Origin of the sequence: Enterobacter sp. 03-F-07-AD-ECC, from assembly GCF_047530935.1 — a bacterium.
GTDB classification, from domain to species: domain Bacteria; phylum Pseudomonadota; class Gammaproteobacteria; order Enterobacterales; family Enterobacteriaceae; genus Enterobacter; species Enterobacter cloacae.
The window spans coordinates 223721-247821 of sequence record NZ_JBLKBZ010000002.1; the positions used below are offsets into that span (position 1 = coordinate 223721).

Annotated in this window: 23 protein-coding genes; 5 read left to right on the top strand and 18 right to left on the bottom strand. The window is 54.1% G+C overall.

Annotated features, from left to right (window positions below):
- Window positions 1-32: 32 nt before the first annotated feature.
- From nuoF to lrhA, 6 genes are all read right to left on the bottom strand, one after another.
- A complete protein-coding gene (gene nuoF, locus ACMWKA_RS03865) occupies window positions 33-1370 on the bottom strand; it encodes an NADH-quinone oxidoreductase subunit NuoF (protein ID WP_003861487.1) in 1338 nt (445 codons plus the stop codon).
- Complete coding sequence (gene nuoE / locus ACMWKA_RS03870; protein WP_003861486.1) at window positions 1367-1867, bottom strand: NADH-quinone oxidoreductase subunit NuoE; 501 nt, start codon at window positions 1865-1867, stop codon at window positions 1367-1369. The genes nuoF and nuoE overlap by 4 nt, the downstream gene beginning before the upstream one ends.
- A gap of 2 nt (window positions 1868-1869) precedes the next feature.
- On the bottom strand, window positions 1870-3672 hold the full coding sequence (gene nuoC / locus ACMWKA_RS03875; RefSeq protein ID WP_148419923.1) for an NADH-quinone oxidoreductase subunit C/D: 1803 nt from the start codon (window positions 3670-3672) through the stop codon (window positions 1870-1872).
- 89 nt (window positions 3673-3761) lie between these two features.
- On the bottom strand, window positions 3762-4436 hold the full coding sequence (nuoB, locus tag ACMWKA_RS03880; protein ID WP_003861482.1) for an NADH-quinone oxidoreductase subunit NuoB: 675 nt from the start codon (window positions 4434-4436) through the stop codon (window positions 3762-3764).
- A gap of 15 nt (window positions 4437-4451) precedes the next feature.
- Complete coding sequence (gene nuoA, locus ACMWKA_RS03885) at window positions 4452-4892, bottom strand: NADH-quinone oxidoreductase subunit NuoA (protein WP_014171000.1); 441 nt, start codon at window positions 4890-4892, stop codon at window positions 4452-4454.
- A gap of 630 nt (window positions 4893-5522) precedes the next feature.
- Complete coding sequence (gene lrhA, locus ACMWKA_RS03890) at window positions 5523-6461, bottom strand: transcriptional regulator LrhA (protein ID WP_029881734.1); 939 nt, start codon at window positions 6459-6461, stop codon at window positions 5523-5525.
- A gap of 946 nt (window positions 6462-7407) precedes the next feature.
- Between lrhA and alaA the strand changes: the two genes are divergently transcribed.
- Together alaA and yfbR are read left to right on the top strand one after the other, a co-directional pair.
- Window positions 7408-8622 carry an alanine transaminase AlaA gene (alaA, locus tag ACMWKA_RS03895; RefSeq protein WP_414760008.1) on the top strand — a complete coding sequence of 405 codons (1215 nt, stop codon included), beginning with the start codon at window positions 7408-7410 and terminating at the stop codon, window positions 8620-8622.
- Between the two features lie 117 nt (window positions 8623-8739).
- A complete protein-coding gene (yfbR, locus tag ACMWKA_RS03900; RefSeq protein WP_038420264.1) occupies window positions 8740-9339 on the top strand; it encodes a 5'-deoxynucleotidase in 600 nt (199 codons plus the stop codon).
- Between the two features lie 53 nt (window positions 9340-9392).
- On the opposite strand, the gene ACMWKA_RS03905 is transcribed toward yfbR, so the two are convergent.
- The 4 genes from ACMWKA_RS03905 to yfbV form a co-directional block, all read right to left on the bottom strand.
- On the bottom strand, window positions 9393-11225 hold the full coding sequence (locus tag ACMWKA_RS03905) for an SLC13 family permease (RefSeq protein WP_020690639.1): 1833 nt from the start codon (window positions 11223-11225) through the stop codon (window positions 9393-9395).
- Between the two features lie 75 nt (window positions 11226-11300).
- Window positions 11301-11960, bottom strand: coding sequence for a sugar phosphatase (locus ACMWKA_RS03910; RefSeq protein WP_161669702.1), 660 nt, complete (start codon window positions 11958-11960; stop codon window positions 11301-11303).
- A gap of 11 nt (window positions 11961-11971) precedes the next feature.
- Window positions 11972-12466, bottom strand: a complete 495-nt coding sequence (locus ACMWKA_RS03915; RefSeq protein WP_414760009.1) for a YfbU family protein — start codon at window positions 12464-12466, stop codon at window positions 11972-11974.
- Window positions 12467-12558: 92 nt separating this feature from the next.
- On the bottom strand, window positions 12559-13014 hold the full coding sequence (yfbV, locus tag ACMWKA_RS03920; RefSeq protein ID WP_020690637.1) for a terminus macrodomain insulation protein YfbV: 456 nt from the start codon (window positions 13012-13014) through the stop codon (window positions 12559-12561).
- 336 nt (window positions 13015-13350) lie between these two features.
- Between yfbV and ackA the strand changes: the two genes are divergently transcribed.
- Together ackA and pta are read left to right on the top strand one after the other, a co-directional pair.
- Window positions 13351-14553, top strand: coding sequence for an acetate kinase (gene ackA, locus ACMWKA_RS03925; RefSeq protein ID WP_013098115.1), 1203 nt, complete (start codon window positions 13351-13353; stop codon window positions 14551-14553).
- Window positions 14554-14629: 76 nt separating this feature from the next.
- Window positions 14630-16771 carry a phosphate acetyltransferase gene (gene pta / locus ACMWKA_RS03930; protein WP_013098116.1) on the top strand — a complete coding sequence of 714 codons (2142 nt, stop codon included), beginning with the start codon at window positions 14630-14632 and terminating at the stop codon, window positions 16769-16771.
- A gap of 114 nt (window positions 16772-16885) precedes the next feature.
- Here pta and ACMWKA_RS03935 read toward each other — a convergent pair whose 3' ends face one another.
- From ACMWKA_RS03935 to ACMWKA_RS03955, 5 genes are all read right to left on the bottom strand, one after another.
- Window positions 16886-17839 (bottom strand): transketolase family protein, encoded by a 954-nt coding sequence (locus ACMWKA_RS03935; protein ID WP_047023805.1) that lies wholly within the window; start codon window positions 17837-17839, stop codon window positions 16886-16888.
- Window positions 17832-18662, bottom strand: coding sequence for a transketolase (locus ACMWKA_RS03940; RefSeq protein WP_029881737.1), 831 nt, complete (start codon window positions 18660-18662; stop codon window positions 17832-17834). The genes ACMWKA_RS03935 and ACMWKA_RS03940 overlap by 8 nt, the downstream gene beginning before the upstream one ends.
- Window positions 18659-20050 carry a PTS ascorbate transporter subunit IIC gene (locus ACMWKA_RS03945; protein ID WP_023622509.1) on the bottom strand — a complete coding sequence of 464 codons (1392 nt, stop codon included), beginning with the start codon at window positions 20048-20050 and terminating at the stop codon, window positions 18659-18661. Before ACMWKA_RS03945 ends, ACMWKA_RS03940 begins: the two co-directional genes overlap by 4 nt.
- Before the next feature lie 21 nt (window positions 20051-20071).
- Window positions 20072-20344, bottom strand: a complete 273-nt coding sequence (locus ACMWKA_RS03950; protein ID WP_013098120.1) for a PTS sugar transporter subunit IIB — start codon at window positions 20342-20344, stop codon at window positions 20072-20074.
- An 80-nt stretch (window positions 20345-20424) separates the two neighbouring features.
- Window positions 20425-20868, bottom strand: coding sequence for a PTS sugar transporter subunit IIA (locus ACMWKA_RS03955; RefSeq protein ID WP_045292173.1), 444 nt, complete (start codon window positions 20866-20868; stop codon window positions 20425-20427).
- A 235-nt stretch (window positions 20869-21103) separates the two neighbouring features.
- Here ACMWKA_RS03955 and ACMWKA_RS03960 point away from each other — a divergent pair, with 235 nt between their 5' ends.
- Complete coding sequence (locus ACMWKA_RS03960) at window positions 21104-22123, top strand: LacI family DNA-binding transcriptional regulator (RefSeq protein WP_013098122.1); 1020 nt, start codon at window positions 21104-21106, stop codon at window positions 22121-22123.
- A 3-nt stretch (window positions 22124-22126) separates the two neighbouring features.
- On the opposite strand, the gene yfcD is transcribed toward ACMWKA_RS03960, so the two are convergent.
- Genes yfcD through yfcF form a run of 3 tightly spaced genes read right to left on the bottom strand, consistent with a single transcriptional unit; the run spans window position 22127 to window position 23989 of the window.
- On the bottom strand, window positions 22127-22681 hold the full coding sequence (yfcD, locus tag ACMWKA_RS03965; RefSeq protein ID WP_013098123.1) for an NUDIX hydrolase YfcD: 555 nt from the start codon (window positions 22679-22681) through the stop codon (window positions 22127-22129).
- A gap of 55 nt (window positions 22682-22736) precedes the next feature.
- Window positions 22737-23288, bottom strand: a complete 552-nt coding sequence (yfcE, locus tag ACMWKA_RS03970) for a phosphodiesterase (protein WP_045903393.1) — start codon at window positions 23286-23288, stop codon at window positions 22737-22739.
- Window positions 23289-23344: 56 nt separating this feature from the next.
- Window positions 23345-23989, bottom strand: a complete 645-nt coding sequence (gene yfcF / locus ACMWKA_RS03975) for a glutathione transferase (RefSeq protein WP_045903394.1) — start codon at window positions 23987-23989, stop codon at window positions 23345-23347.
- Window positions 23990-24101: the final 112 nt, after the last annotated feature.

The following is a 24101-nucleotide window of genomic DNA, read 5'->3' on the forward strand; positions in this document are numbered from 1 at the left end:
AATTGCTTCGAGCGTTAATCAAAATTCTGTTTTTACCAGCGTGCTTTCAGCAGGTTCGGCTGAATACCATTGATTGAATGGGTATTGCTGAACGGCTGCTTGATGCCTGCTTCGAATTCGTCGCGGAAATATTTAATCGCGCTCTGCAGCGGCTCGACGGCACCCGGTGCGTGGGCACAGAAGGTTTTGCCCGGCCCTAAGAATCGACACAGTTGCTCAAGTGTCTCGATATCACCAGGCTGGCCTTCGCCGCGTTCGATAGCACGCAGGATCTTCACGCTCCACGGCAGACCGTCACGGCACGGTGTACACCAGCCGCAGGACTCACGGGCGAAGAACTCTTCCAGGTTACGCACCAGCGAGACCATGCCGATCTCGTGGTCGACGGCCATCGCCAGCGCCGTACCCAGACGGCTTCCTGCTTTACCAATGCTTTCGAACTCCATCGGCAGATCAAGGTGGGCTTCGGTCAGGAAGTCTGTCCCTGCCCCACCCGGCTGCCAGGCTTTAAATTTCAGGCCATCGCGCATGCCACCGGCGTAGTCTTCAAGAATTTCGCGGGCGGTGGTACCGAACGGCAGTTCCCAGACGCCAGGGTTTTTCACGCGGCCGGAGAAGCCCATCAGCTTGGTACCGGCATCTTTGCTTGAGGAGATGCCCTGATACCACTCCACGCCGTTGGCGAGGATAGCCGGAACGTTACACAGGGTTTCGACGTTGTTCACACAGGTCGGTTTACCCCACACGCCGGAGCTTGCCGGGAACGGCGGCTTGGAACGCGGGTTCGCACGGCGGCCTTCCAGGGAGTTAATCAGCGCGGTCTCTTCACCGCAGATATAACGCCCTGCACCGGTGTGCACGAACAGCTCGAAGTCAAACCCGGTGCCGAGAATGTTTTTGCCAAGCAGGCCCGCTTCGGTCGCTTCGGCAATCGCGCGACGCAGGTTTTCCGCCGCTTCGATGTACTCACCGCGCAGGAAGATGTAACCACGGTACGCTTTCAGCGCGAACGCGGAGATCAACATGCCTTCCACCAGCAGGTGCGGCAGTTGCTCCATCAGCAGACGGTCTTTATAGGTACCCGGCTCCATTTCATCCGCGTTACACAGCAGGTAACGGATGTTCATGGATTCATCTTTTGGCATCAGGCTCCACTTCAGACCGGTGGAGAAGCCCGCGCCGCCGCGACCTTTCAGACCCGACTCTTTCACCGCGTTAACGATGTCGTCCGGCGCCATGCCGCCCAGGGCTTTACGCGCCCCGGCATAGCCGTTTTTGCTCTGGTATTCGTCGAGCCATACCGGCTGTTTGTCATCGCGCAGACGCCAGGTCAGCGGATGCGTCTCAGCAGTACGAATTACAGTTTTCATTTGTACTGCTCCAGCAGGTCAGGAATGGCTTCCGGCGTCAGATGGCTGTGAGTATCCTCATCAATCATCATGGTCGGCCCCTTGTCGCAGTTACCCAGGCAGCAGGTTGGCAGCAGAGTAAAGCGACCATCGAACGTGGTCTGGCCCGGCTTGATATTGAGTTTTTTCTCAATCGCAGCCTGAATGCCCTGATAACCGGTAATGTGACAGACAACGCTGTCACAGTAGCGGATCACATGGCGGCCCACCGGCTGACGGAAGATCTGGCTGTAGAACGTGGCTACGCCTTCTACGTCACTGGCCGGGATACCCAGCACTTCTGCGATCGCATAGATCGCCCCATCCGGCACCCAACCACGCTGTTTCTGTACGATTTTCAGCGCTTCAATGGACGCCGCACGCGGGTCTTCGTAGTGGTGCATCTCGTGCTCAATGGCGGCACGCTCTGCTTCACTCAGCTCAAAAGCCTCGGTTTGTGGTTGTTGATTCTCGTGCATAATTAGCGGTCCACATCTGACATAACAAAATCGATACTACCCAGATACACAATCAGGTCGGAGACCAGACTGCCGCGGATGGCGGACGGGATCTGCTGCAGGTGCGCAAAGCTCGGCGTACGCACGCGGGTACGGTAGCTCATGGTGCTGCCGTCACTGGTCAGGTAGTAACTGTTAATACCCTTGGTCGCTTCGATCATCTGGAAGGATTCTTGTGCCGGCATGACCGGGCCCCAGGAAACCTGCAGGAAGTGGGTGATCAGGGTTTCGATATGTTGCAACGTGCGCTCTTTCGGTGGCGGCGTCGTCAGCGGGTGATCCGCCTTGAACGGGCCTTCCGGCATGTTGTTGAGGCACTGCTCAAGGATGCGCAGACTCTGACGCAGCTCTTCTACTTTCAGCATCACGCGGGTATAGCAGTCGGAAACACCGCCGCCAACCGGGACTTCAAAGTCGAAGTTCTCATAGCCAGAGTAAGGACGCGCTTTACGCACGTCGAAATCAATACCGGTCGCACGCAGGCCAGCACCGGTGGTCCCCCACTCCAGCGCCTCTTTCGCGCCGTAGGCAGCAACGCCCTGGGAACGGCCTTTCAGGATGGAGTTACGCAGCGCGGCTTTCTCATACGAGGCCAGACGTTTCGGCATCCAGTCGAGGAATTCACGCAGCAGACGGTCCCAGCCGCGCGGCAGATCGTGTGCCACACCGCCGATACGGAACCAGGCCGGGTGCATACGGAAACCGGTAATCGCTTCCACCAGATCGTAAATTTTCTGACGGTCGGTAAAGGCGAAGAAGACCGGGGTCATCGCGCCAACGTCCTGAATGAACGTGGAGATGTACAGCAGGTGGCTGTTAATACGGAACAGTTCTGACAGCATAACGCGAATCACGTTAACGCGATCCGGCACGGTGATGCCTGCCAGTTTCTCAACGGCCAGCACGTAAGGCATTTCGTTTACGCAGCCGCCGAGGTACTCGATACGGTCGGTATACGGAATGTAGCTGTGCCAGGACTGACGCTCGCCCATTTTCTCAGCACCACGGTGGTGGTAACCGATATCCGGAACGCAGTCGACAATCTCTTCGCCATCAAGCTGAAGAATAATACGGAATGCACCGTGCGCAGACGGGTGGTTTGGACCGAGGTTGAGGAACATGAAGTCCTCGTTTTCGGTACCGCGCTTCATGCCCCAATCTTCCGGCTTGAAGGTCAGCGCTTCCATCTCCAGATCCTGCTTGGCTTTGGTCAGCTCAAACGGATCGAATTCAGTCGCACGTGCCGGGTAGTCTTTACGCAGCGGGTGGCCGGTCCAGGTCTGCGGCATCATGATGCGCGTCAGATGCGGGTGGCCGTCGAAGGTCATGCCGAACATTTCCCAGGTTTCACGCTCGTACCAGTTGGCGTTCGGGAAAAGTTTGGTGATCGTCGGCAGATGCATGTCGTTTTCAGACAATGCCACCTTGAGCATGATATCCGTGTTGCGGTCTATTGAGATCAGGTGGTAGAAAACGGAAAAATCCGCAGCAGGGAGACCCTGGCGGTGCGTGCGCAGACGTTCATCCATGCCGTGTAAGTCAAACAGCATGACGTAAGGTTTTGGCAATTTCTTGAGGAAATCGACAACTTCCAGCAATTGTTCACGCTTCACCCAAACAACGGGTACCCCGGTGCGGGTCGCCTGAACAGTAAAGGCATCCGGCCCAAAACGGTTGCGCAGTTCGCCAATGACGGGGTCATCCAGATGATCCCGGGTCTGCCAGGCGGCTTCTTGCGCGGTTAAGTCGGTCATATTGTTCACCATTGCAAATGGTCCGTGGTGACTGTTAAGCCTGGCTTCGCGCTATTTGAGTAGTGATATGCGAAGGTGTTCTCCAGGCCCACAGGCGCAAATTAAATTTCGTCAGGCGTACGCAGGTTGGTGACGGCAATACGTTCACCACGTTTACGCTCGCGCTCAGACTGCATGTTCGCGCGATAGACACCCTGATCGCCAACAACCCACGACAGCGGGCGGCGTTCTTTACCGATAGACTCCTGCAGCAGCATCAGCGCTTGCATGTAAGCTTCCGGACGTGGCGGGCAACCCGGGATGTATACATCCACTGGAATAAACTTATCTACGCCCTGCACAACGGAATAAATGTCGTACATACCGCCAGAGTTTGCACATGCGCCCATGGAGATAACCCATTTTGGCTCCAGCATCTGGTCATAAAGACGCTGAATAACCGGTGCCATCTTGGTAAAGCACGTACCGGCCACCACCATCAGGTCAGCCTGACGTGGGGATGCACGCAGTACCTCTGCCCCAAAACGCGCAACGTCATGCACCGCAGTGAATGACGTCACCATTTCAACGTAGCAGCAGGAAAGGCCAAAGTTGTATGGCCAGATGGAGTTCTTACGACCCCAGTTGACCATATCGTGCATGGCATGTTCGAGCTTGCCCATGTACACGCTTTTATTGACTTCTTGCTCCAGGGGATCGGTTACGATCTCCTGTTTTTGCAGGGGGTAACGGTCATTCTCACCGTTAGGATCTATGCGGGTGAGCGTATAATCCATCTTATTGCCTCGCTGTTACTGCTGACGATTAGAGATACTGTTTTCCGGGTTGATGTGTTCACGACGTGAACGCGCAGGCGTCCAGTCAAGCGCGCCAATACGCACCAGATAAACCAGACCGGCCAGTAGCACTAAAATGAAAATTGCGGCCTCGACAAAGCCTACCCAACCACTTTCGCGGATGGAGGTCGACCATGCGAAAAGGTAAAGCGCTTCCACGTCAAAGATGACGAAGAACATGGCTACCAGATAGAACTTGGCAGACAGGCGTAAGCGAGCGGAACCTACTGAATCAATACCTGATTCGAAAGGGGTGTTTTTGTGCCTTGCGCGGGCGCGACCGCCCAGGAACCAGCCGCCGACTAACATCAGGCAGCACAGGCCAATGGCTACAATAAGAAAGATTGCGAATGCCCAGTGATGAGCGATGACTTCTGTGGATGTTGACATACTCATTGCTTACTCATCAAAAGTGATACCAACGACACTGCTCTTGCTGGCAGATGGGCATCACATCGATTCATGGGGAGGAACAAATAACCTTACACTAACTGTCAGAAATGAGACGTAGACAGCAAAATGATGGGGTTTTTTACTCCTTTCTATAACCTATTGTCAACTTTAACAAAGGTTTCTTCACATTAAATTACATCGAGCGATTCTCATTAACATTTGGTGCCCTTTAACCCTGGTGGTTACCTGACTTTTCGTCAAATGCATGTTGTTGAATCGTGTCCGTTTTGGAAGTAAAAAAAATAACCCTCCTATTTTGACAGGATTTGCCAACGATTCCTCCCCCTAAATGGGAGTATTTTCTTGATCTGAGACACGCTTTTGTTAATTCAACCAGTAAAACGGCAACATCTTTCCTGTTTTATTAACATGCCTGGCGCGGGAAGGAAGTGAGAAAAGAATTTGTTCAGACTTTAATCAACTGTATTTTACTTATTGATAATTAAGAACTCTTTTCATTTCACTCTCATTAGCGGAGAGAATTTGTGCAAAAAAAAAGCCACTCCATGCGAAAATCGCACGAGTGGCATTTTTTTACACTTACATTTTGTTACCAGAATTTTGAGCTCTCGATCACTCAAAGTCACCTTCAACGATCAGGGAGTCATCCCCCCCTTCGTGGGTAACATGCTCGAACTGCCACGGGTTATGGTAGTTCTCCATTGCTTCGAACACCACTTTCGCCAGCTCGTTGTTACTGGACGTGTTGTGGCACAGCAGATACTCCGTATCCGGCAGCGGAGGGAGTCCATCGGATTTTCCCAGCACCCGCAGATCCGGGCTCATCATCTCCACCGGACGCGCCGTTACGCCAAGGCCGGCTTTGACCGCTGCGCGAACGGCAGGCAATGTGGAGGCCACATACGCCAGTCGCCACGGAATGTTGGCCTCGTTGAGCGCCGCCAGCACCATATCGCGGAATGGGCTCGGATCGTCCAGTAAGACCAGAGGAACCGGCTCGCCTTGCTGAAGCACATATTCCGCCGCGCAATACCAATGCGTAGGAGACGTTCGCAGCGTCAGGCAATTAAATTGGCCGGGACGATGCGTGGTGACCACGAGGTCAACCTCGTTCTCTTTTAACATCTCAATCATAAAAGCATTACGCTTCACGCTAACATCCAGCGCAAGCTTCGGATAAACCGAACTGATTCGATTAAGAAGGAACGGCAATATAGTATCCGCTGACTCATCAGATGCACCTAACGTTAGCACACCCTGAAGGTTGCTAAACATTAATGACATACATGCTTCGTCATTAAAGCGAAGTATTTTCCTGGCATAACCCAGTAGCTGAATACCGTGTTCCGTTAAGAGCTTATTACGGCCATGACGGGCAAAAAGCTCTTTACCAACCAGTTGTTCCAGACGCTGCATTTGCTGACTGACGGCGGACTGGGTTCGGCAAACTGCGGCAGCAGCTGCTGCAAAAGTGTTGAGGTCTGCGACCGCAACAAACGTTCTCAGCAGATCGAGGTCGAGATTCATTATCGGACGATTTGCATTTATCATATCTATTCACTTTCAGGTTGCTCGTGCGGAGCTGCCCGGGTTGAAGCTGTGTGTAACAGTTAAGCAATTCCTTCTGGAGTTTTCCCTCGCATCCCGGCCCGGCAGACTGCCTGACAGATAGTTATTGTGCTGCTTTAGTGTATATATCAACAGTCAGAAAGCACGTTTCATGACGTTATTTTTATTCTCTTAAACGTTCAGGATATTTAGAAGATCGCAGGTTAATGTAAATTACATTAAAGGTATGACACCTTTTCTGCCATCTTTATCGCAGCGCTGTCAACGTTGCAGGTTGTGCTTTGCACACGCCAGCCAGAGATAACTCCAACAATAACAATCAATTAATTCAGAAAATCAGGGCAAGATATACAAATCACATACGTCTTTCCTCTGCTTTCCTTAAAGACATCTTAACTCAAATCCACTTTATTTATAAGTCTTATCGCAATATTCAGGATTAAAGGTTGTTGTTAGGCTTCTAAACTAATTTTATTAAAATTAACTAAAGTTGCATTTTGTAGGTTAATAATAAATAAATTTTAATTTAGATTAAAGCCAATCATTAATAACACTTAACATTAATTTCACATGAGCAACTTTTAACCAAAGCCTGCTATTACAGCGTGATCTATTGAAGCACTCAGATTTTACGAAAAGTCACTCAGGTAAACTTCCGCCTTAACCCTGGCCGCTATTTTATTTTTAATAGCACAATATGCAACAAAGATTAAAATTAACAGCACAATTAACCTAATAAAACGCTTTCATGCATAACTTTAGACCAGAAAATTTCAATGCAGGCAGCGAAAGAGATTCAACAGAATTTTTTCTATTGCACAAAATCTTCTTCTGTTTACCCTTCAAAACGAAGCGAGGGGGGAGTACATTGTTCCGTGCTGACTTCCACGGCAGGGAGCGGCAATAATAGCGAAAAGGTTAAAGGTTCATGTCCCCTATCGAAAAATCCAGCAAGCTAGATAACGTCTGTTACGACATCCGTGGCCCGGTTCTCAAAGAGGCAAAACGCCTGGAAGAAGAAGGCAATAAGGTTCTGAAACTCAACATTGGTAACCCTGCGCCGTTTGGTTTTGAAGCGCCGGATGAAATCCTGGTTGATGTGATCCGCAACCTGCCTACTGCACAAGGCTATTGTGATTCAAAAGGACTCTACTCCGCACGCAAAGCCATTATGCAGCACTACCAGGCACGCGGTATGCGTGACGTTACCGTTGAGGATATTTATATCGGCAACGGCGTCTCTGAGCTGATCGTGCAGGCCATGCAGGCATTGCTGAACAGCGGCGACGAAATGCTGGTACCCGCCCCGGATTACCCGCTGTGGACGGCGGCCGTATCACTCTCCAGCGGTAAGGCGGTGCACTATCTCTGCGACGAATCCTCTGACTGGTTCCCGGACCTCGATGATATTCGTGCAAAAATCACCCCGCGTACGCGCGGCATCGTGATTATTAACCCGAACAACCCGACGGGTGCCGTCTACTCTAAAGCGCTGCTGATGGAGATCGTGGAGATCGCCCGTCAGCATAACCTGATCATCTTCGCTGATGAAATTTACGACAAGATCCTGTATGACGCCGCGCAGCACCACTCTATCGCCGCGCTGGCGCCAGACCTACTGACCGTCACCTTTAACGGCCTGTCTAAAACTTACCGTGTGGCCGGTTTCCGCCAGGGCTGGATGGTCCTGAACGGTCCGAAAAAACATGCGAAAGGTTACATTGAAGGGCTGGAGATGCTGGCTTCCATGCGTTTGTGTGCCAACGTTCCGGCCCAGCACGCGATCCAGACGGCGCTGGGCGGTTATCAGAGCATCAGCGAGTTCATCGTGCCCGGCGGCCGCCTGTACGAACAGCGTAACCGCGCCTGGGAGCTGATCAACGACATCCCTGGCGTCTCATGCGTGAAGCCTAACGGTGCGCTTTACATGTTCCCGAAAATCGACGCGAAGCGCTTCAACATTCACGATGACCAAAAAATGGTGCTTGATTTCCTGCTGCAGGAAAAAGTGCTGCTGGTTCAGGGCACGGCCTTTAACTGGCCATGGCCGGATCACGTTCGTATCGTGATGTTGCCGCGCGAAGACGACCTTGAAATGGCCATCAGCCGCTTCGGGCGATTCCTCTCCGGCTACCACCAGTAACACAATCATTCTGCCGGGTGGCGCTGCGCTAACCCGGCCTTCAAAATCCGCAAATTTGCATCTTCCCTCCCCTCCCCGCACAATGAAGTCTGTCGCAGTGAAGACAAAAGGTAACCTATGAGTCAGAGTCATTTTTTTGCCCACCTCTCCCGCCTGAAACTCATCAACCGCTGGCCTTTGATGCGCAATGTGCGCACCGAAAATGTCTCAGAACATAGTCTGCAGGTTGCGATGGTCGCGCATGCCCTTGCGGCCATTAAAAACCGCAAATTCAACGGTCAGGTCAATGCGGAACGTATCGCGCTGCTGGCGATGTATCACGATGCGTCCGAAGTGCTGACCGGGGATCTCCCCACGCCGGTGAAATACTTCAACTCGCAGATTGCACAGGAATATAAGGCCATTGAGAAGATTGCCCAGCAAAAGCTGATTGAGATGGTTCCGGAAGAGCTACGTGACGTCTTTGAGCCGCTGATTGACGAACATCAGTATACGGAAGAGGAAAAGTCACTGGTGAAGCAGGCGGACGCGCTGTGTGCCTATCTGAAATGTCTGGAAGAGTTGTCCGCGGGGAATAACGAATTTTTACTGGCCAAAACGCGTCTGGAGAAGACGCTGGACTCCCGCCGCAGCGAAGAGATGGATTATTTTATGCAGGTGTTTGTGCCGAGCTTCCATTTATCGCTGGATGAGATCAGCCAGGATTCTCCGTTGTAATTTTTCGCCGGGTGGCGGCTTCGCCTTACCCGGCCAACGTTTCTGCGCTCACGCTAAAACGGGAATAACACCGGAATCAGCACCACACATACCAGCATCACCAGTATGGTGAACGGTACGCCAATCTTTACGAAATCGCTAAAGCGGTAATTCCCCGGCCCCAGTACCAGCGTGTTAACCGGCGAAGAGACCGGCGTCATAAACGCCGCAGAGGCCGCCATCGCCACCATCATCGCAAAGGGGTACGGCGACACGCCCATCGATTTCGCCATCGCCAGTGCAATGGGCGCCATCAGCACCGCCGTGGCGGTATTGGAAATGAACAGCCCTATCGTGGCGCACATCACGAACAGGCACACCATCATCATATACGGACCGTATCCCCCGCCGATGTCCATGAGCCCTTTAACCACTAAATCCACCCCACCGGTTTTTTGCAGGGCAAGGGCGAATGGCATCATCCCGACAATCAAAATGATGCTTGGCCAGTGAATTGCTTTATAGGCGCTCTCGGCATCAATACAGCGAAACTTGCCCATTAACAGGCAGGCAATAATCGCCGCCACCGGGTTCGGGATCTCGTCGGTGAGCATTAGTGCCACCATCAGCACCAGACAAAAAATGGCGTGAGGCGCCTGGCTGTGGGCCGGAGAGGCATCGCTCTCCTCAACGGGCATGTTGAGTACCACAAAATCGCGGCCTTTTTGGCCGAGTTGGCTGATAAGCTTCCAGTTACCCACCACGAGAAAAATATCGCCCAGCAGGATAGGCTCATCCACCACGGCCCCTTCCATCGCCACGCCATCACGCTTCAGGCCGACGACATTAAGGCCGTAGCGGGTACGGAACCCCATTTCACGCACGGTTTTGCCCAACAATTCCGATTCCGGGATCAGCGACACTTCCGCCATACCCACATCCAGCGCCTGGTCGGAGAAATACTCTCCGCGTAGCACCATCGGCTCCAGCAGTTGCTCACTGCAAAACTCACGCAGATCGACCTCTGCGGTGGACATATCGATCAGCAGAACGTCACGCGCCCGGAATTCGGAGACCCCGTTCACGTTGACGATGACCCGGCGAAAGCGACGCCAGCGCTCCACGCCTATCACGTTCGCGCCATACCGCTCGCGCAGCTTCAGGTCATCCAGGCGCTGGCCGACCATTGGCGAACCAGGACGAATAGCCAGACGGCGGGCGCGGCCGGCCAGACGGTACTCTTTGATCAAATCGCGGAAGGTGCGTCGTTTCCAGCCATCTTTAGTTTTGTCCTGCTTCTCGCCTTTCAGGGCGAAGCGAGTCAGCAGCATATACACCACACCCATCAACAAAATGACCAGCCCAAGCGGGGTGACGCTGAAGAAGCTAAAGCCCTCCAGCCCTTCACGTATCAGCTCGCTGTTGACCACCAGGTTTGGCGGCGTGGCCACCAGGGTCATCATACCGCTGATGAGCCCGGCAAAGCTCAGGGGCATCATCAGGCGCGACGGTGAGGTCTGCATCCGCATGGAGACGCTCAACACCACCGGGATAAAGATGGCAACGACGCCCGTCGAGCTCATAAAGGCTCCCAGCCCGGCGACCGTAAGCATGAGGTAGATCAGCATTTTGGTTTCGCTGTTGCCAGCCACCCTCACCAGCCATGCCCCCACAAGGGTTGCTACGCCGGTGCGCACCAGCCCGTCGCCGATAATAAACAGCGCGGCAATCAGAATGACGTTGGGATCGCTAAACCCCGAGAAGGCTTCCGGCAGCGTGAGCGTACCGCTCAGCGCAAACGCAACGATAACAAACAAAGCGACGGCATCCATGCGCACTTTGCCTGTAGCAAACAGAATGATGGCGATTAAAAGCAGGCTGAGCACCCAAATCAGTTCACCGTTCACAACATGTCCTTGTCAGAGAGAGATGCGAAATTGTGCCATAAAAAAGCCCCAGCAGCGTGGGGCTAAATCATGGGATTACACTTTTAGCGAGACGGTTACAATACCGTCTGGCGCCTTAGCGATATCAAGCGCGGTCAGCGTATTGAGCACAAAGTCCGCCTCGTCCAGCCGGGGAGAATCGGCCGGAACGTTGACGGCGATAACGTGGCTGCCAGCGTTCAACCCGGCCAGCACGCCCGCTGCCGCATCTTCCACCACCACGCACTCCGCCGGGGGGATGCCCAGCAGTTCTGCACCCAGCAAAAAGGCATCAGGCTCCGGTTTGCCGCGTTTCACGCGCTCAGCGGTAATGAACACGTCCGGCGTGGGTAAACCCGCCGCCTTATGACGAGCGTGAGCCACGGGAACCGAGCCGGAGGTGACAATGGCCCACGGAATTTCCGCTTCATTCAAATGCTCAAGCAGTTCACGAGCACCGGGTAACGCGGTGATGCCGTCCGTATCGGTGGCTTCAACGTGTTCCAGATATTTAAACTCTGCCTGAATTTCGTCCTCAGAGCGTCCCGCCAGAAAATGGCGGAGCGAGGTTATGGCCTGTTTGCCGTGGATAAAATTCAGCACGTCCTGATGGTCGATGCCATGTCTGTCCGCCCAATGGCACCATGAACGCTCTACAACCGGTAGCGAATCCACCAGCGTACCGTCCAGATCAAACAGAAAACCTCTACACTGCACACGCACCTCCGTCAGGCATTAATGATTTGTTGAATTTCGTTGCTGCTTAAGTGGTACTGGCGCGGGCAGGCGTGCCATGCGCTCAGCATGCGCTGGTATTTTTCCCACATAGGGGTCTGCGCGTTAAAGCCGTGGGTGACCGCATCAAAGTGCGTATAACGCCCTTCTGTATTCACCATAAAGCGGACATAGCTCAAATAGCGCGCTTCCGTTGCGGCATCAAAGCCTAAGAAAGTGACGCGGCGCTCGTCAATGGACTGCTGATCTTTCAGGTTGTTCCAGGACACGTGAAGCGCGTGGTACATCTCCATAATGTCGATCACGATGCGGCAGGTTTCTTCTTTCAGCTCGCCAAACTCGCGGTCCAGTTCACGCATCTGCAAACCAAAGCCGCGTTCGACGATGGTCTGCAGGCGGCTGTAGCGCTCAGCGTTATCGGGATCAAGCATAGTCATCATTTTGTACTGGTTGGACAAAATCAGACGTTGAGCATGGGTCATTTCCATCTTTCGACTCCTGTAGCGCATGGCACTTGAAAAAAAAGACACGGTAACGGTGTGTTACTGTGCCTTCTTTTATTAGTCGTTTCGATGATCAATCACAAATCATCGAGGAATGTTTTATCAAGTTGCTTAAAAGCTCGCTTAAGCGTGTCAGCCAGCGCCTGATAATCGGGCTTGCCTTCAACCGGAGCGAGCGCCTGACCGGCTTCTTCCAGTTTCCCGCGAACGTCATAAAACCAGTGTAAAATAGAAGGCGGCAGAGGTGTGATTGAACGCTTACCTAACCACCACAGCCCCTGCATCGGCAGGCTCAACGCAAAAAGCGCCGTCGCCACGGCAGGGCCGAGCTGTCCGCCCAGCGCAATTTGCCAGCAGAGGGTAAAAATAGCGACAGGAGGCATGAAGCGAATCGCGTAGCGCGTGGCGCGGATTGTGCGATTCTCAATGAACATGGGCGCAAGGCGTTTTTCCATCGGCCACGTCTTCGCGTAATGCTGTCCCCGACGAAACAGACTAAAAAAATTCACGGACGGGATCTCAGGTGTCGACATGGCATACCTCAACTTCACATATAAAAATTAAAATTTTCGTGCAAAACCACAACAAGCTATGACAACGTTCAAAATATTTTGTCATCACTACCCCGTATCGGGTATCCTGTGCCAGCCTGATAGGGCCGTAGACGAGAATCGTTAACTCGTCAAATTATCGCATATTATGCCATTGTCTGAAAAATGTTCAAAATGGCTTAAAATCATAGGTATTTCTTCCATCCTGCCAGAATGTTCGTTTGGCATGATGTTAATCATAAATGTCTGGGTCAGCATGCGTTACGCTTTTAGACTCTTTGACGTTTTTTTAGCCACGTATCAATTATAGGTACTTCCATGTCGAGTAAGTTAGTACTGGTTCTGAACTGCGGTAGCTCCTCACTGAAATTCGCCATCATCGATGCGCTCAACGGTGACGAGTACCTCTCTGGTTTGGCCGAATGTTTCCATCTGCCTGAAGCACGTATCAAGTGGAAGATGGACGGCAGCAAACAAGAAGCGGCTTTAGGTGCAGGCGCCGCTCACAGTGAAGCGCTGAACTTTATCGTTAACACTATTCTGGCACAAAAACCAGAACTGTCTGCTCAGCTGACTGCGATTGGTCACCGTATCGTCCATGGTGGCGAGAAATACACCAGTTCCGTCGTGATTGACGACTCTGTTATCCAGGGCATCAAAGACTCTGCATCTTTTGCACCGCTGCACAACCCGGCGCACCTGATCGGTATCGCTGAAGCGCTGAAATCCTTCCCGAATCTGAAAGACAAAAACGTGGCCGTGTTTGACACCGCGTTCCATCAGACCATGCCGGAAGAGTCTTACCTCTATGCCCTGCCATACAGCCTCTACAAAGAGCACGGTGTTCGTCGCTATGGCGCGCACGGCACCAGCCACTTCTATGTGACTCAGGAAGCGGCAAAAGTGCTGAACAAACCGGTTGAAGAAGTGAACATCATCACCTGCCACCTGGGCAACGGTGGTTCCGTTTCTGCAATCCGCAACGGTAAATGTGTTGATACCTCCATGGGTCTGACCCCGCTGGAAGGTCTGGTGATGGGTACGCGTTCCGGTGACATCGACCCGGCGATTATCTTCCACCTGCACGACACCCTGGGCATGAGCGTTGACCAGATCAACAAAATGCTGACCAAAGAGTCTGGCCTGCTGGGTCTGACCGAAGTCACCAGCGACTGCCGTTACGTTGAAGACAACTACGCAGAGAAAGAAGACGCTAAACGTGCAATGGACGTTTACTGCCACCGTCTGGCGAAATACATCGGCTCTTACACTGCGCTGATGGATGGCCGTCTTGACGCTGTTGTCTTCACCGGTGGTATCGGTGAGAACGCGGCAATGGTTCGCGAACTGTCCCTGGGCAAACTGGGCGTTCTGGGCTTTGAGGTTGATCACGAGCGTAACCTGGCTGCCCGCTTCGGCAAGTCTGGCTTCATCAACAAAGAAGGCACCCGCCCTGCTCTCGTTATCCCAACAAACGAAGAGCTGGTCATCGCGCAAGACGCGCACCGTCTGACTGCTTGATTCCACACCGCCAGCTCTGCTGGCGGTGCTGTTTTGTCACCCGCCACAATCAGGCGGTAACGAAAGAGGATAAACCGTGTCCCGTACTATTATGCTGATCCCTACCGGAACCAGCGTCGGCCTGACCAGCGTCAGCCTTGGCGTGATCCGTGCTATGGAACGCAAAGGCGTTCGTCTGAGCGTCTTTAAGCCAATCGCCCAGCCACGTGCCGGTGGCGATGCGCCAGACCAGACCACCACCATCGTTCGTAAGAACTCCAATCTGCCAGCGGCCGAACCGCTGAAGATGAACCACGTTGAATCTCTGCTCTCCAGCAACCAGAAAGACGTGCTGATGGAAGAGATCATCGCCAACTACCACGCCAATACAAAAGACGCGGAAGTGGTGCTGGTTGAAGGCCTGGTTCCGACCCGCAAACACCAGTTTGCCCAGTCGCTGAACTTCGAAATTGCGAAAACCCTGAACGCCGAGATCGTCTTTGTGATGTCTCAGGGCACAGATACCCCAGAGCAGCTGAAAGAGCGTATCGAACTGACCCGCAGCAGCTTCGGTGGTACTAAAAACACCAACATCACGGGCGTAATCGTCAACAAACTGAATGCGCCTGTGGATGAGCAGGGCCGTACGCGTCCTGACCTGTCCGAGATCTTCGACGACTCTTCCAAAGCGAAAGTCATTAAAGTTGACCCGGCTAAACTGCAGGAATCCAGCCCGCTGCCGGTTCTGGGCGCGGTGCCGTGGAGCTTCGATCTGATTGCCACCCGTGCCATCGATATGGCGCGTCACCTGAACGCCACCGTGATCAACGAAGGCGACATCAATACCCGCCGCGTGAAATCCGTGACCTTCTGCGCCCGCAGCATTCCGCATATGCTGGAGCACTTCCGTGCTGGTTCCCTGCTGGTGACCTCCGCAGACCGTCCAGACGTGCTGGTTGCTGCCTGCCTGGCCGCGATGAATGGCGTAGAAATCGGTGCTATCCTGCTGACCGGTGCTTACGAGATGGATCCACGCGTCAGCAAGCTGTGCGAACGCGCGTTCGCGACTGGCCTGCCGGTATTCATGGTCAACACCAACACCTGGCAGACCTCCCTGAGCCTGCAGAGCTTCAACCTGGAAGTGCCGGTTGATGACCACGAGCGTATCGAGAAAGTTCAGGAATACGTTGCAAGCTACATCAACGCAGACTGGATCGAATCGCTGACCGCAACCTCCGAGCGCAGCCGTCGTCTGTCTCCTCCGGCCTTCCGTTACCAGCTGACCGAGCTGGCGCGTAAAGCGGGCAAACGTGTTGTTCTGCCAGAAGGCGACGAACCACGTACCGTGAAAGCGGCCGCAATCTGTGCAGAGCGCGGCATCGCGACCTGTGTGCTGCTGGGTAACCCGGATGAGATCAACCGCGTTGCGGCATCCCAGGGCGTTGAGCTGGGTGCTGGCATCGAAATCGTTGATCCAGAAGTGGTTCGCGAAAGCTACGTTGCCCGTCTGGTCGAACTGCGTAAGAACAAAGGCATGACCGAAGCCGTTGCGCGTGAGCAGCTGGAAGACAACGTGGTGCTGGGTACGCTGATGCTGGAGCAGGACGAAGTTGACGGCCTGGTATCCGGTGCGGTTCACACTACCGCGAACACCATCCGTCCACCGCTGCAGCTGATCAAAACGGCTCCAGGCAGCTCTCTGGTTTCCTCCGTGTTCTTCATGCTGCTGCCTGAACAGGTTTACGTTTACGGCGACTGTGCGATCAACCCGGATCCAACCGCAGAGCAGCTGGCTGAAATCGCAATCCAGTCCGCGGACTCCGCGATTGCCTTCGGTATCGAACCACGCGTCGCGATGCTCTCCTACTCCACCGGCACCTCTGGTGCAGGTAGCGACGTAGAGAAAGTGCGTGAAGCGACCCGTATTGCACAGGAAAAACGCCCTGATCTGATGATCGACGGCCCGCTGCAGTACGATGCCGCAGTTATGGCTGACGTTGCGAAATCCAAAGCGCCAAACTCCCCGGTTGCAGGTCGCGCTACCGTGTTCATCTTCCCGGATCTGAACACCGGTAACACCACCTACAAAGCGGTACAGCGTTCAGCAGACCTGATCTCCATCGGGCCAATGCTGCAGGGTATGCGCAAACCTGTGAACGACCTGTCCCGTGGCGCGCTGGTAGACGATATCGTCTACACCATCGCGCTGACGGCGATCCAGTCTTCTCAGCAGCAGTAAATAAGGTCTTGCCGGATGGCGCTTCGCTTATCCGGCCTACAGGACCGTAGGCCCGGTAAGCGCTAGCGCCACCGGGCAACAAAAAGGCGACCGCTCACGGGTCGCCTTTTTTATTTACAGCAACTCTCGCGCCGCTGAAACAATGTCATGCGCCGTCAGGCCATACTCCTTCTGCAGGAAGTCCTGCGTCCCTACCTGGCCATAACGCTCCTTCACCCCCACGCGACGCATCGGCACCGGGCAGGTCTCCACCAGCACTTCCGCCACCGCCGAGCCCAGCCCGTTGTGAATGCTGTGGTTTTCGCAGGTCACGATCCGCCCGGTTTTCTCGGCGTAGTTTTTCACCAGCATCCGGTCGATGGGCTTCAGGGTAAACATGTCTATCACTGCCGCGCTAACGCCCTCCTGCTCAAGCTGACGGGCCGCTTCCAGCGCTTCGGCCACCATAATGCCGTTGGCAATCAGGGTAATGTCGCTTCCTTCGCGCAGCACATTGCCTTTGCCGATGGTAAACGTTGAACCCGGGGCATACACGCTTGGCGCCTGCTTACGGATAGTACGTACCCAGTAGAACCCGTCGAGGTCGATAAGCTGGCGCAGTATGTCTTCAAACATCACCGCGTCGGTCACCTCCAGCACTACCGAATGCGCCAGACCGCGCACAATGCCCATATCCTCGAACGACATATGCGTCCCGCCGTTGTGGCAGGCCGTCACGCCCGCATCCGAGGCAATGACCTTCACGTTATTACGCTGGTAGTCCAGGGACATAAACAGCTGGTCGAAGCAGCGACGGCTGGCAAAGGCGGTAAAGGTATGAACAAACGGCTTGCGGCCGGTGAGTGACAGCCCGGCCGCGGTACCGATCACGTTGGCCTCCATAATGCCGCAGTTGATCACATGTTGCGGATAATCGCGCGCCACGCCGTCCATCGCCATTGAGCTCATCAGATCCGCTTCCAGGGCGATGATCTCGCTCCCGGCTTCAATCTGTTTTGCCACAAAACCCGCGTAGACCTTACGCATCTCTATGGCATCTTTCTGTCCTGCAGGTGCAACCTTAATCATGTGTTACCTCCAGCTGGCGGATCGCCTCGTCGAGGGCCGCTTTGCTCTCTGGGGTCAATCGCAGATGGTGCGAGTTACCCAGCTGTTCCAGATACGCCACTCCCTGTCCTTTGATGCTGTCGAGGATCACCACCCGCGGACGCGCATCCGCTGGCGGAACCGGTGCGGTGACCTTCAGCAGTGCCGGGATGTCATCTCCTTTCACCGTCACCACGTCAAAACCAAAGGCGCGGAATTTCCCTTCCAGATCGAACGCGCAGATGATCTCATCCAGCTCGCCATCAAGCTGTTGTTTATTCCAGTCCACAAACACCGTCAGGTTGTTAAGACGATGGTGGGCAATAAACTGGAACGCTTCCCAGCACTGCCCTTCGTTCAGCTCGCCGTCACCGACGATGCAAAAGACCCGATTTGACCGCCCGGCCAGCTTATGCGACAGCGCCATGCCGCCCGCGATGGAGATCCCCTGGCCAAGCGAACCGGTCGTGGCATCCACACCGCGTGTTTTTAGCCGGTCCGGATGGCTTGGCAGGCGTGTGCCGTTCTGGTTAAGCGTGCTCAGCTCTTCCATCGGGAAATAGCCCTTAATCGCCAGCGTACTGTACAGGGCCGGTCCCGCATGGCCCTTCGACAGGACAAAGTAGTCTCGTTCTGGCCAGTCCGGGTCTGCCGGGTCAATTTTCATTACCGCACCGTACAGTACGGCCAGGGTTTCGACGACCGACATACTGCCGCCGTAGTGACCAAATCCCAGCTGCGTCAGCGATTTCAGGGTCTCGAGTCGAATTTGACGCGCGAGTTCGGTTATCTCATTCTCATTCATGATTTGGCTCCGGTGTTTTCCTGCGCATTACCACCCGCAGATTTGTTTTTCGCGAACACGTTGTACGCCACCAGCAGCGCGAACAACGCAACGACAAGCCCGGTGATGGCCAGTGGTGACAGGAAGCGCGCCAGGTTGCCAAGCACAATCCCGACGGCGCCGAAATCAGCGTCCGAGAAAGTGGTATTGGCAAAGCCAATGGCTCCCAGTACTGGCAGCAGCAGCACCGGCAGGAAGGTGATTAAGAGCCCGTTGGCAAAGGCGCCAATCATTGCCCCGCGACGTCCACCGGTGGCGTTACCAAACACGCCCGCGGTTGCGCCGGTGAAGAAGTGCGGCACCACGCCCGGCAGGATCAGCACCCAGTTAAACTGGCCGCAGATAATTAACCCCACGATCCCCCCGAGGAAGCTGAACAGGAAGCCAATCAGCACCGCGTTGGGCGCATACGGATAGACCACCGGGCAGTCCAGGGCCGGACGCGCATTGGGCACCAGTTTTTCTGAGAAGCCGGTAAAGGCCGGGACGATTTCTGCCAGAATCAGGCGTACACCCTGCAGGATGATGAACACCCCTGCGGCGAAGGTGATTGCCATGATAATAGCGTAGACCAGGTAGTTCTGACCGCCGCTGAAGGTCGCCTCGACGTATTCACGCCCGGCGCTCACCGCCATGATCAGGTAGATAATCATCATGGTCAGAGAGATGGAGATCGAGCTGTCACGCAGGAAGCTCAGGTTCTTCGGCAGGTTCATCTCTTCGGTTGAACGTGAACCTTTGCCGACCTTGCTGCCAATCCAGCCGGACAGCACGTAGCCCAGGGTGCCGAAATGGCCGAAAGCAATATCATCGTTGCCGGTAATGCGCTTCATGTAACGCTGCGCAATCGCCGGGAAGAAGGCCATGACAAGCCCGAGGATCAGCGACCCCGTAAAGACCAGCCCTACCCCTTCAAAGCCCGCAACCGTGAGGATCACCCCAATCATGCACGCCATGTAGAACGTGTGGTGTCCGGTCAGGAAGATATACTTCAGACGGGTAAAGCGGGCGACGAGAATATTGGCCACCATCCCAAACGCCATAATCAGCGCAGTCGAGGCCCCATATTTTTCCAGCGCAATGGAAACAATCGCTTCATTATTGGGAATAATGCCCTGGATATTAAAGGCGTGTTCAAACATACCGCCTAATGGATTTAATGACCCCACCAGCACGGTGGCGCCACCGCCCAGCACAATAAACCCGAGAATAGTTTTAATGGTCCCTTTTACAACGTCAGAAAAGGCTTTTTTCTGCGCAACGAGACCAATTAAGGCAATCAGGCCCACCAGCACGGAAGGGACTTTTAAAATATCGACAACGAAATTCAGCGTTTCAAGGATAAACATATCCACCTCGCCTTATCAGGGTTATTGTCTTTCGAACCAGGCACGCAGCTGCGCTTCAAGTTCGTTGATATCGATGATGTTGTTGATCACCACCAGCTGGTTTTCCGGCACGCTGGCGCTGGAGGCAATATCTTTCGCCATCACGAAAAGATCGGCCGCACCGGGCGTGGCTGAAGAGAGATCGGAGTGCTCAACCTCGGCGTCAATGTCCAGCTTCTTAAGCACTTTTTTAATATTCATTTCGACCATAAAACTACTGCCCAGGCCAGAACCGCATATAGCCATGATTTTCATTGTTGTCCCCTTTTTTGCGTAGAGTATGTCCCATCACGCTTGCGCGTAATGTGTGTGACGAGTCGGATTAAATAATTAAATCAGAAGCGGTCGATTATCTTTTTAATTTCCTCCAGTGTATTCGCCTGATGTAATTCCGCCATATCCTCATCGCTTGAAAATAATTCAGCCAGCGCAGAGATCATTTCGATATGGCTGTGTTTATCCGGTGCCGCCAGCATAACGATCACATCGACGGGATCAAATTCGCCTGCACCGAATGAAACGCCCTTCCTGAGTTTTAATAATGAGAGGCCCAGTCCTTTTGCCCCCTCTTCCGGCCGCGCATGCGGCATGGCCAGCCCTGGTGCCAGCACATAATAGGGTCCTAAAGTGTGGTGCTGCTCAATGATGGCCGTTACGTATTCCGGCGCAATGACCTGCAGCTCCAGCAACGGTTTCGCGCATATCTCCAGCGCCTGCGGCCAACTCTCAACGCTAGCCTGCAGCGTGATGGTTGTATCATATATCCACTTTTTGAGCATTTCCCCTCCCGGCATCGCGCTAAAGATGAACAAACTTTATTCAACGCATAACGAATTGGCTGCGATCGCGATCACAAAGATAGCGCTACCAAGATCTAACATTCAGAAGTGTGATAGCGCTATCAAATTAACATCCTGGCGCGAAATCACAGCAAAAAAAGGGATTTAAGGCGTATACTGCCTGTCACGTGAAGCGAAGGATGAAATGAGTGGCGTCCTGTCAGCAGGAAGGTGTATGTCTCTAACCCGAAAACGGCGCAGTACCGGTAAAGTGACACTTGCCGATGTCGCACAGCTTGCCGGTGTGGGCACAATGACCGTGTCCCGTGCTCTCCGCACGCCTGAACAGGTTTCCGATAAACTGCGAGAAAAAATAGAAGCCGCGGTACAAGAGTTAGGCTATATGCCGAATCTTGCAGCCAGTGCGCTGGCTTCGGCCTCGTCGTGGACGATCGCGATGGTCGTCCCCAATCTTTCCGAAGCCGGTTGTTCAGAAATGTTCGCCGGGCTCCAGCAGGTGTTACAGCCCGCCGGCTATCAGATCATGCTGGCCGAATCCCAGCATCGTCTTGAACAGGAAGAGAAATTGCTGGAAACGCTGCTGGCGTCAAATATCGCCGCAGCGATATTGCTCAGCGTCGAACATACTGACACCGTGCGTCACTGGCTAAAAAACGCCTCGATTCCGGTGATGGAGATGGGCGCCATGCGCGCCGATCCTATCGATATGAATATCGGGATTGATAACGTCGCGGCCATGTATGAACTTACGGAAATGGTCATCAAACGCGGCTACCAGAACATCGGCCTGCTGTGTGCCAACCAGGAGCAGTGGATTTTCCAGCAGCATTTGCAGGGCTGGTACAAAGCAATGCTGCGCCACCATATGTCGCCTAACCGGGTGATTAACGCCGCCATGCCGCCGAGCTTTTCAACGGGGGCCGCACAACTTCCTGAATTTCTGCTGGCGTGGCCGGAGCTGGATGCGCTGGTTTGCGTCTCAGATGAACTGGCCTGTGGCGCGCTGTACGAGTGCCAGCGCAGGCGTATCAAGGTGCCGGACGATCTGGCCGTGGTCGGGTTTGGCGACAGCGACGTCAGCCGTGTCTGTCAGCCGCCGCTGACGACGATGGCAGTACCCCATCGTAAGATTGGTATTGAAGCGGGACGTGCATTGTTGGAACGTCTGAATGACGGAGACTGGCGCGATCAGAAACCCATCGCATCCAGTCTGTGTCTGAGGGAGAGCTGCTAAAGCTTATTCGGCCTCTTCTTCTTTCTCAGATTTAGTCGATTCGTTTTTGGCGTTGCGGGTCATCCACAGCGCCAGTGCTTTTAACGAATCCGGCGTGAACTCGTCACAACGCGCGGTGATCTCTTCCGGCGTCATCCAGCTCACTTCGCTTACTTCTTCTTCCTGCAGGGCGAACGGCCCGTGGGAAACGCAGCTAAACAGCCCGCCCCAGACACGGCAATGTTCGTCTTCAAAATAGAACTGTCCATGCTCGGCAAACGGTACGCCCGCAATGCCTAACTCTTCTTCCGCTTCACGGCGTGCGGAATCCAGCAGGACCTCATCCGCCTGAACGACACCGCCCGCAGTGGCATCCAGCATACCAGGGAGAAAATCTTTGGTGTCCGTGCGGCGTTGAACCAAAATTTTGCCCATGCCGTCATGAACAACAATATACGTCGCACGATGACGCAGGCGTTCAGCGCGCATTTGTTCGCGGCTGGCCTGCGCGATCACTTCATTCTCTTCGTTGACAATGTCAACCCACTCTGTACTTGCCAAATGACTCTGCTCCACCATCGGGAAACCTTCTCGTCTAAGCGCTCTTACGGCGCGTTTACAGTTGAGGTGTAACTTACGGATTAATCGCTACCTGTGCAATAACTTGCTGATCATTAAGTGCGATAACGCTTAACGTATGCTCATCAAGCATGCCATAGCTCGCCGGGTATCCGCCTTTCGGGATGCTGACCGAACCTGGGTTGAAGTGATAAATCTCCCCGCGTTTTTCTGCTACCGGAATATGAGTATGGCCGTAAACCAGGACATCGCCAGCGGCCAGCGCCGGGAGATTATCCGGGCTAAAAAGATGACCATGGGTGAGGAACAGACGGCATTTTTCCAGCAGCACCTGTTGCCACGGAGCGGTCATGGGGAAGTGCAGCAGCATCTGATCCACTTCGCTGTCGCAGTTACCGCGCACGGCGATAATGCGCGAGGCATACGGGTTGAGTTTTTCCACCACCTGCGCAGGGGCATAGCCTTCCGGCAATGCGTTACGTGGACCATGGTTCAACACGTCACCCAGAATAACCAGCCACTGCGCCCCAATTTGTGCGAACAGGGAAAGAACGCGCTCGGTCGCGGGCAGCGATCCATGGATATCCGACGCAAACATCAGTTTCATCAGTCACTCCTCAGAAAAACAGACTGCCCTCATCATACCTTAAGCGCCAGGGCTTATCAGCCGACGCGCTTAGCGGAGAGTGCCACATAGCGCTGCACCGACGCACGTTGCCACTGGAAAGTGGCGTAATCCACCAGCAGCTGGGGGACGTCATCGCCGTTAAGGATCAAGCGGTTCAGCATCAGCGCCAGGTCGGTATCGGCAATACACCATTCGCCAAACAGGTTCGGGTTACCGTGGGCCAACAGCGAGGTGGCGGTGTCAATCAGCTTTTGCGCGCTCTGCGCCCCCTCAGTACTCAGGGCGGGCTTTTTCACACCCGCAAATACCACATCCGTGGAGCGTTCAACGCGAATCGGCACCAAATCGCTGCGTAGCCACGCCTGGATTTGCCGTGCCCGGGCCCGCTTTTGCAGATCGTGAGGATAAATACGCTCCCACTCTGGTGGCGCGAACCGATCTTCCAGGTATTCATCGATCGCCGACGATTCACTCAGCGCGAAGCCATCAATGTCCAGTACCGGCACGCGCCGGGTCAGATCGTAACCCTGCCACTGCGGTTTCAGGTGTTCGCCGCCGTCCAGATCAATGGTTTTCAGGCTAAATGACAGCCCTTTTTCCGCCAGCGCCACGTACACGCTCATGACATAGGGTGAAAAGAATTGGGCATCGGACCACAACGTGATTACAGGCTGGTTCATAACATCCTCATCGGCTGATCGGTATTCCCTCAACATATAGTCTCTTTACGCCGCTGTCACTTGATGAAAACTCACGATTTTGCACAACCACCTATACTGATTGGTCATGGCA

Bases quoted from the DNA above. Each gene is read 5' to 3' on its own strand.
- nuoF (WP_003861487.1), bottom strand. From the start codon at position 1,370: ATGAAAACTGTAATTCGTACTGCTGAGACGCATCCGCTGACCTGGCGT.
- nuoE (WP_003861486.1), bottom strand. From the start codon at position 1,867: ATGCACGAGAATCAACAACCACAAACCGAGGCTTTTGAGCTGAGTGAA.
- nuoC (WP_148419923.1), bottom strand. From the start codon at position 3,672: ATGGTGAACAATATGACCGACTTAACCGCGCAAGAAGCCGCCTGGCAG.
- nuoB (WP_003861482.1), bottom strand. From the start codon at position 4,436: ATGGATTATACGCTCACCCGCATAGATCCTAACGGTGAGAATGACCGT.
- nuoA (WP_014171000.1), bottom strand. From the start codon at position 4,892: ATGAGTATGTCAACATCCACAGAAGTCATCGCTCATCACTGGGCATTC.
- lrhA (WP_029881734.1), bottom strand. From the start codon at position 6,461: ATGATAAATGCAAATCGTCCGATAATGAATCTCGACCTCGATCTGCTG.
- alaA (WP_414760008.1), top strand. From the start codon at position 7,408: ATGTCCCCTATCGAAAAATCCAGCAAGCTAGATAACGTCTGTTACGAC.
- yfbR (WP_038420264.1), top strand. From the start codon at position 8,740: ATGAGTCAGAGTCATTTTTTTGCCCACCTCTCCCGCCTGAAACTCATC.
- ACMWKA_RS03915 (WP_414760009.1), bottom strand. From the start codon at position 12,466: ATGGAAATGACCCATGCTCAACGTCTGATTTTGTCCAACCAGTACAAA.
- yfbV (WP_020690637.1), bottom strand. From the start codon at position 13,014: ATGTCGACACCTGAGATCCCGTCCGTGAATTTTTTTAGTCTGTTTCGT.
- ackA (WP_013098115.1), top strand. From the start codon at position 13,351: ATGTCGAGTAAGTTAGTACTGGTTCTGAACTGCGGTAGCTCCTCACTG.
- ACMWKA_RS03935 (WP_047023805.1), bottom strand. From the start codon at position 17,839: ATGATTAAGGTTGCACCTGCAGGACAGAAAGATGCCATAGAGATGCGT.
- ACMWKA_RS03940 (WP_029881737.1), bottom strand. From the start codon at position 18,662: ATGAATGAGAATGAGATAACCGAACTCGCGCGTCAAATTCGACTCGAG.
- ACMWKA_RS03945 (WP_023622509.1), bottom strand. From the start codon at position 20,050: ATGTTTATCCTTGAAACGCTGAATTTCGTTGTCGATATTTTAAAAGTC.
- ACMWKA_RS03950 (WP_013098120.1), bottom strand. From the start codon at position 20,344: ATGAAAATCATGGCTATATGCGGTTCTGGCCTGGGCAGTAGTTTTATG.
- ACMWKA_RS03955 (WP_045292173.1), bottom strand. From the start codon at position 20,868: ATGCTCAAAAAGTGGATATATGATACAACCATCACGCTGCAGGCTAGC.
- ACMWKA_RS03960 (WP_013098122.1), top strand. From the start codon at position 21,104: ATGTCTCTAACCCGAAAACGGCGCAGTACCGGTAAAGTGACACTTGCC.
- yfcD (WP_013098123.1), bottom strand. From the start codon at position 22,681: ATGGTGGAGCAGAGTCATTTGGCAAGTACAGAGTGGGTTGACATTGTC.
- yfcE (WP_045903393.1), bottom strand. From the start codon at position 23,288: ATGAAACTGATGTTTGCGTCGGATATCCATGGATCGCTGCCCGCGACC.
- yfcF (WP_045903394.1), bottom strand. From the start codon at position 23,989: ATGAACCAGCCTGTAATCACGTTGTGGTCCGATGCCCAATTCTTTTCA.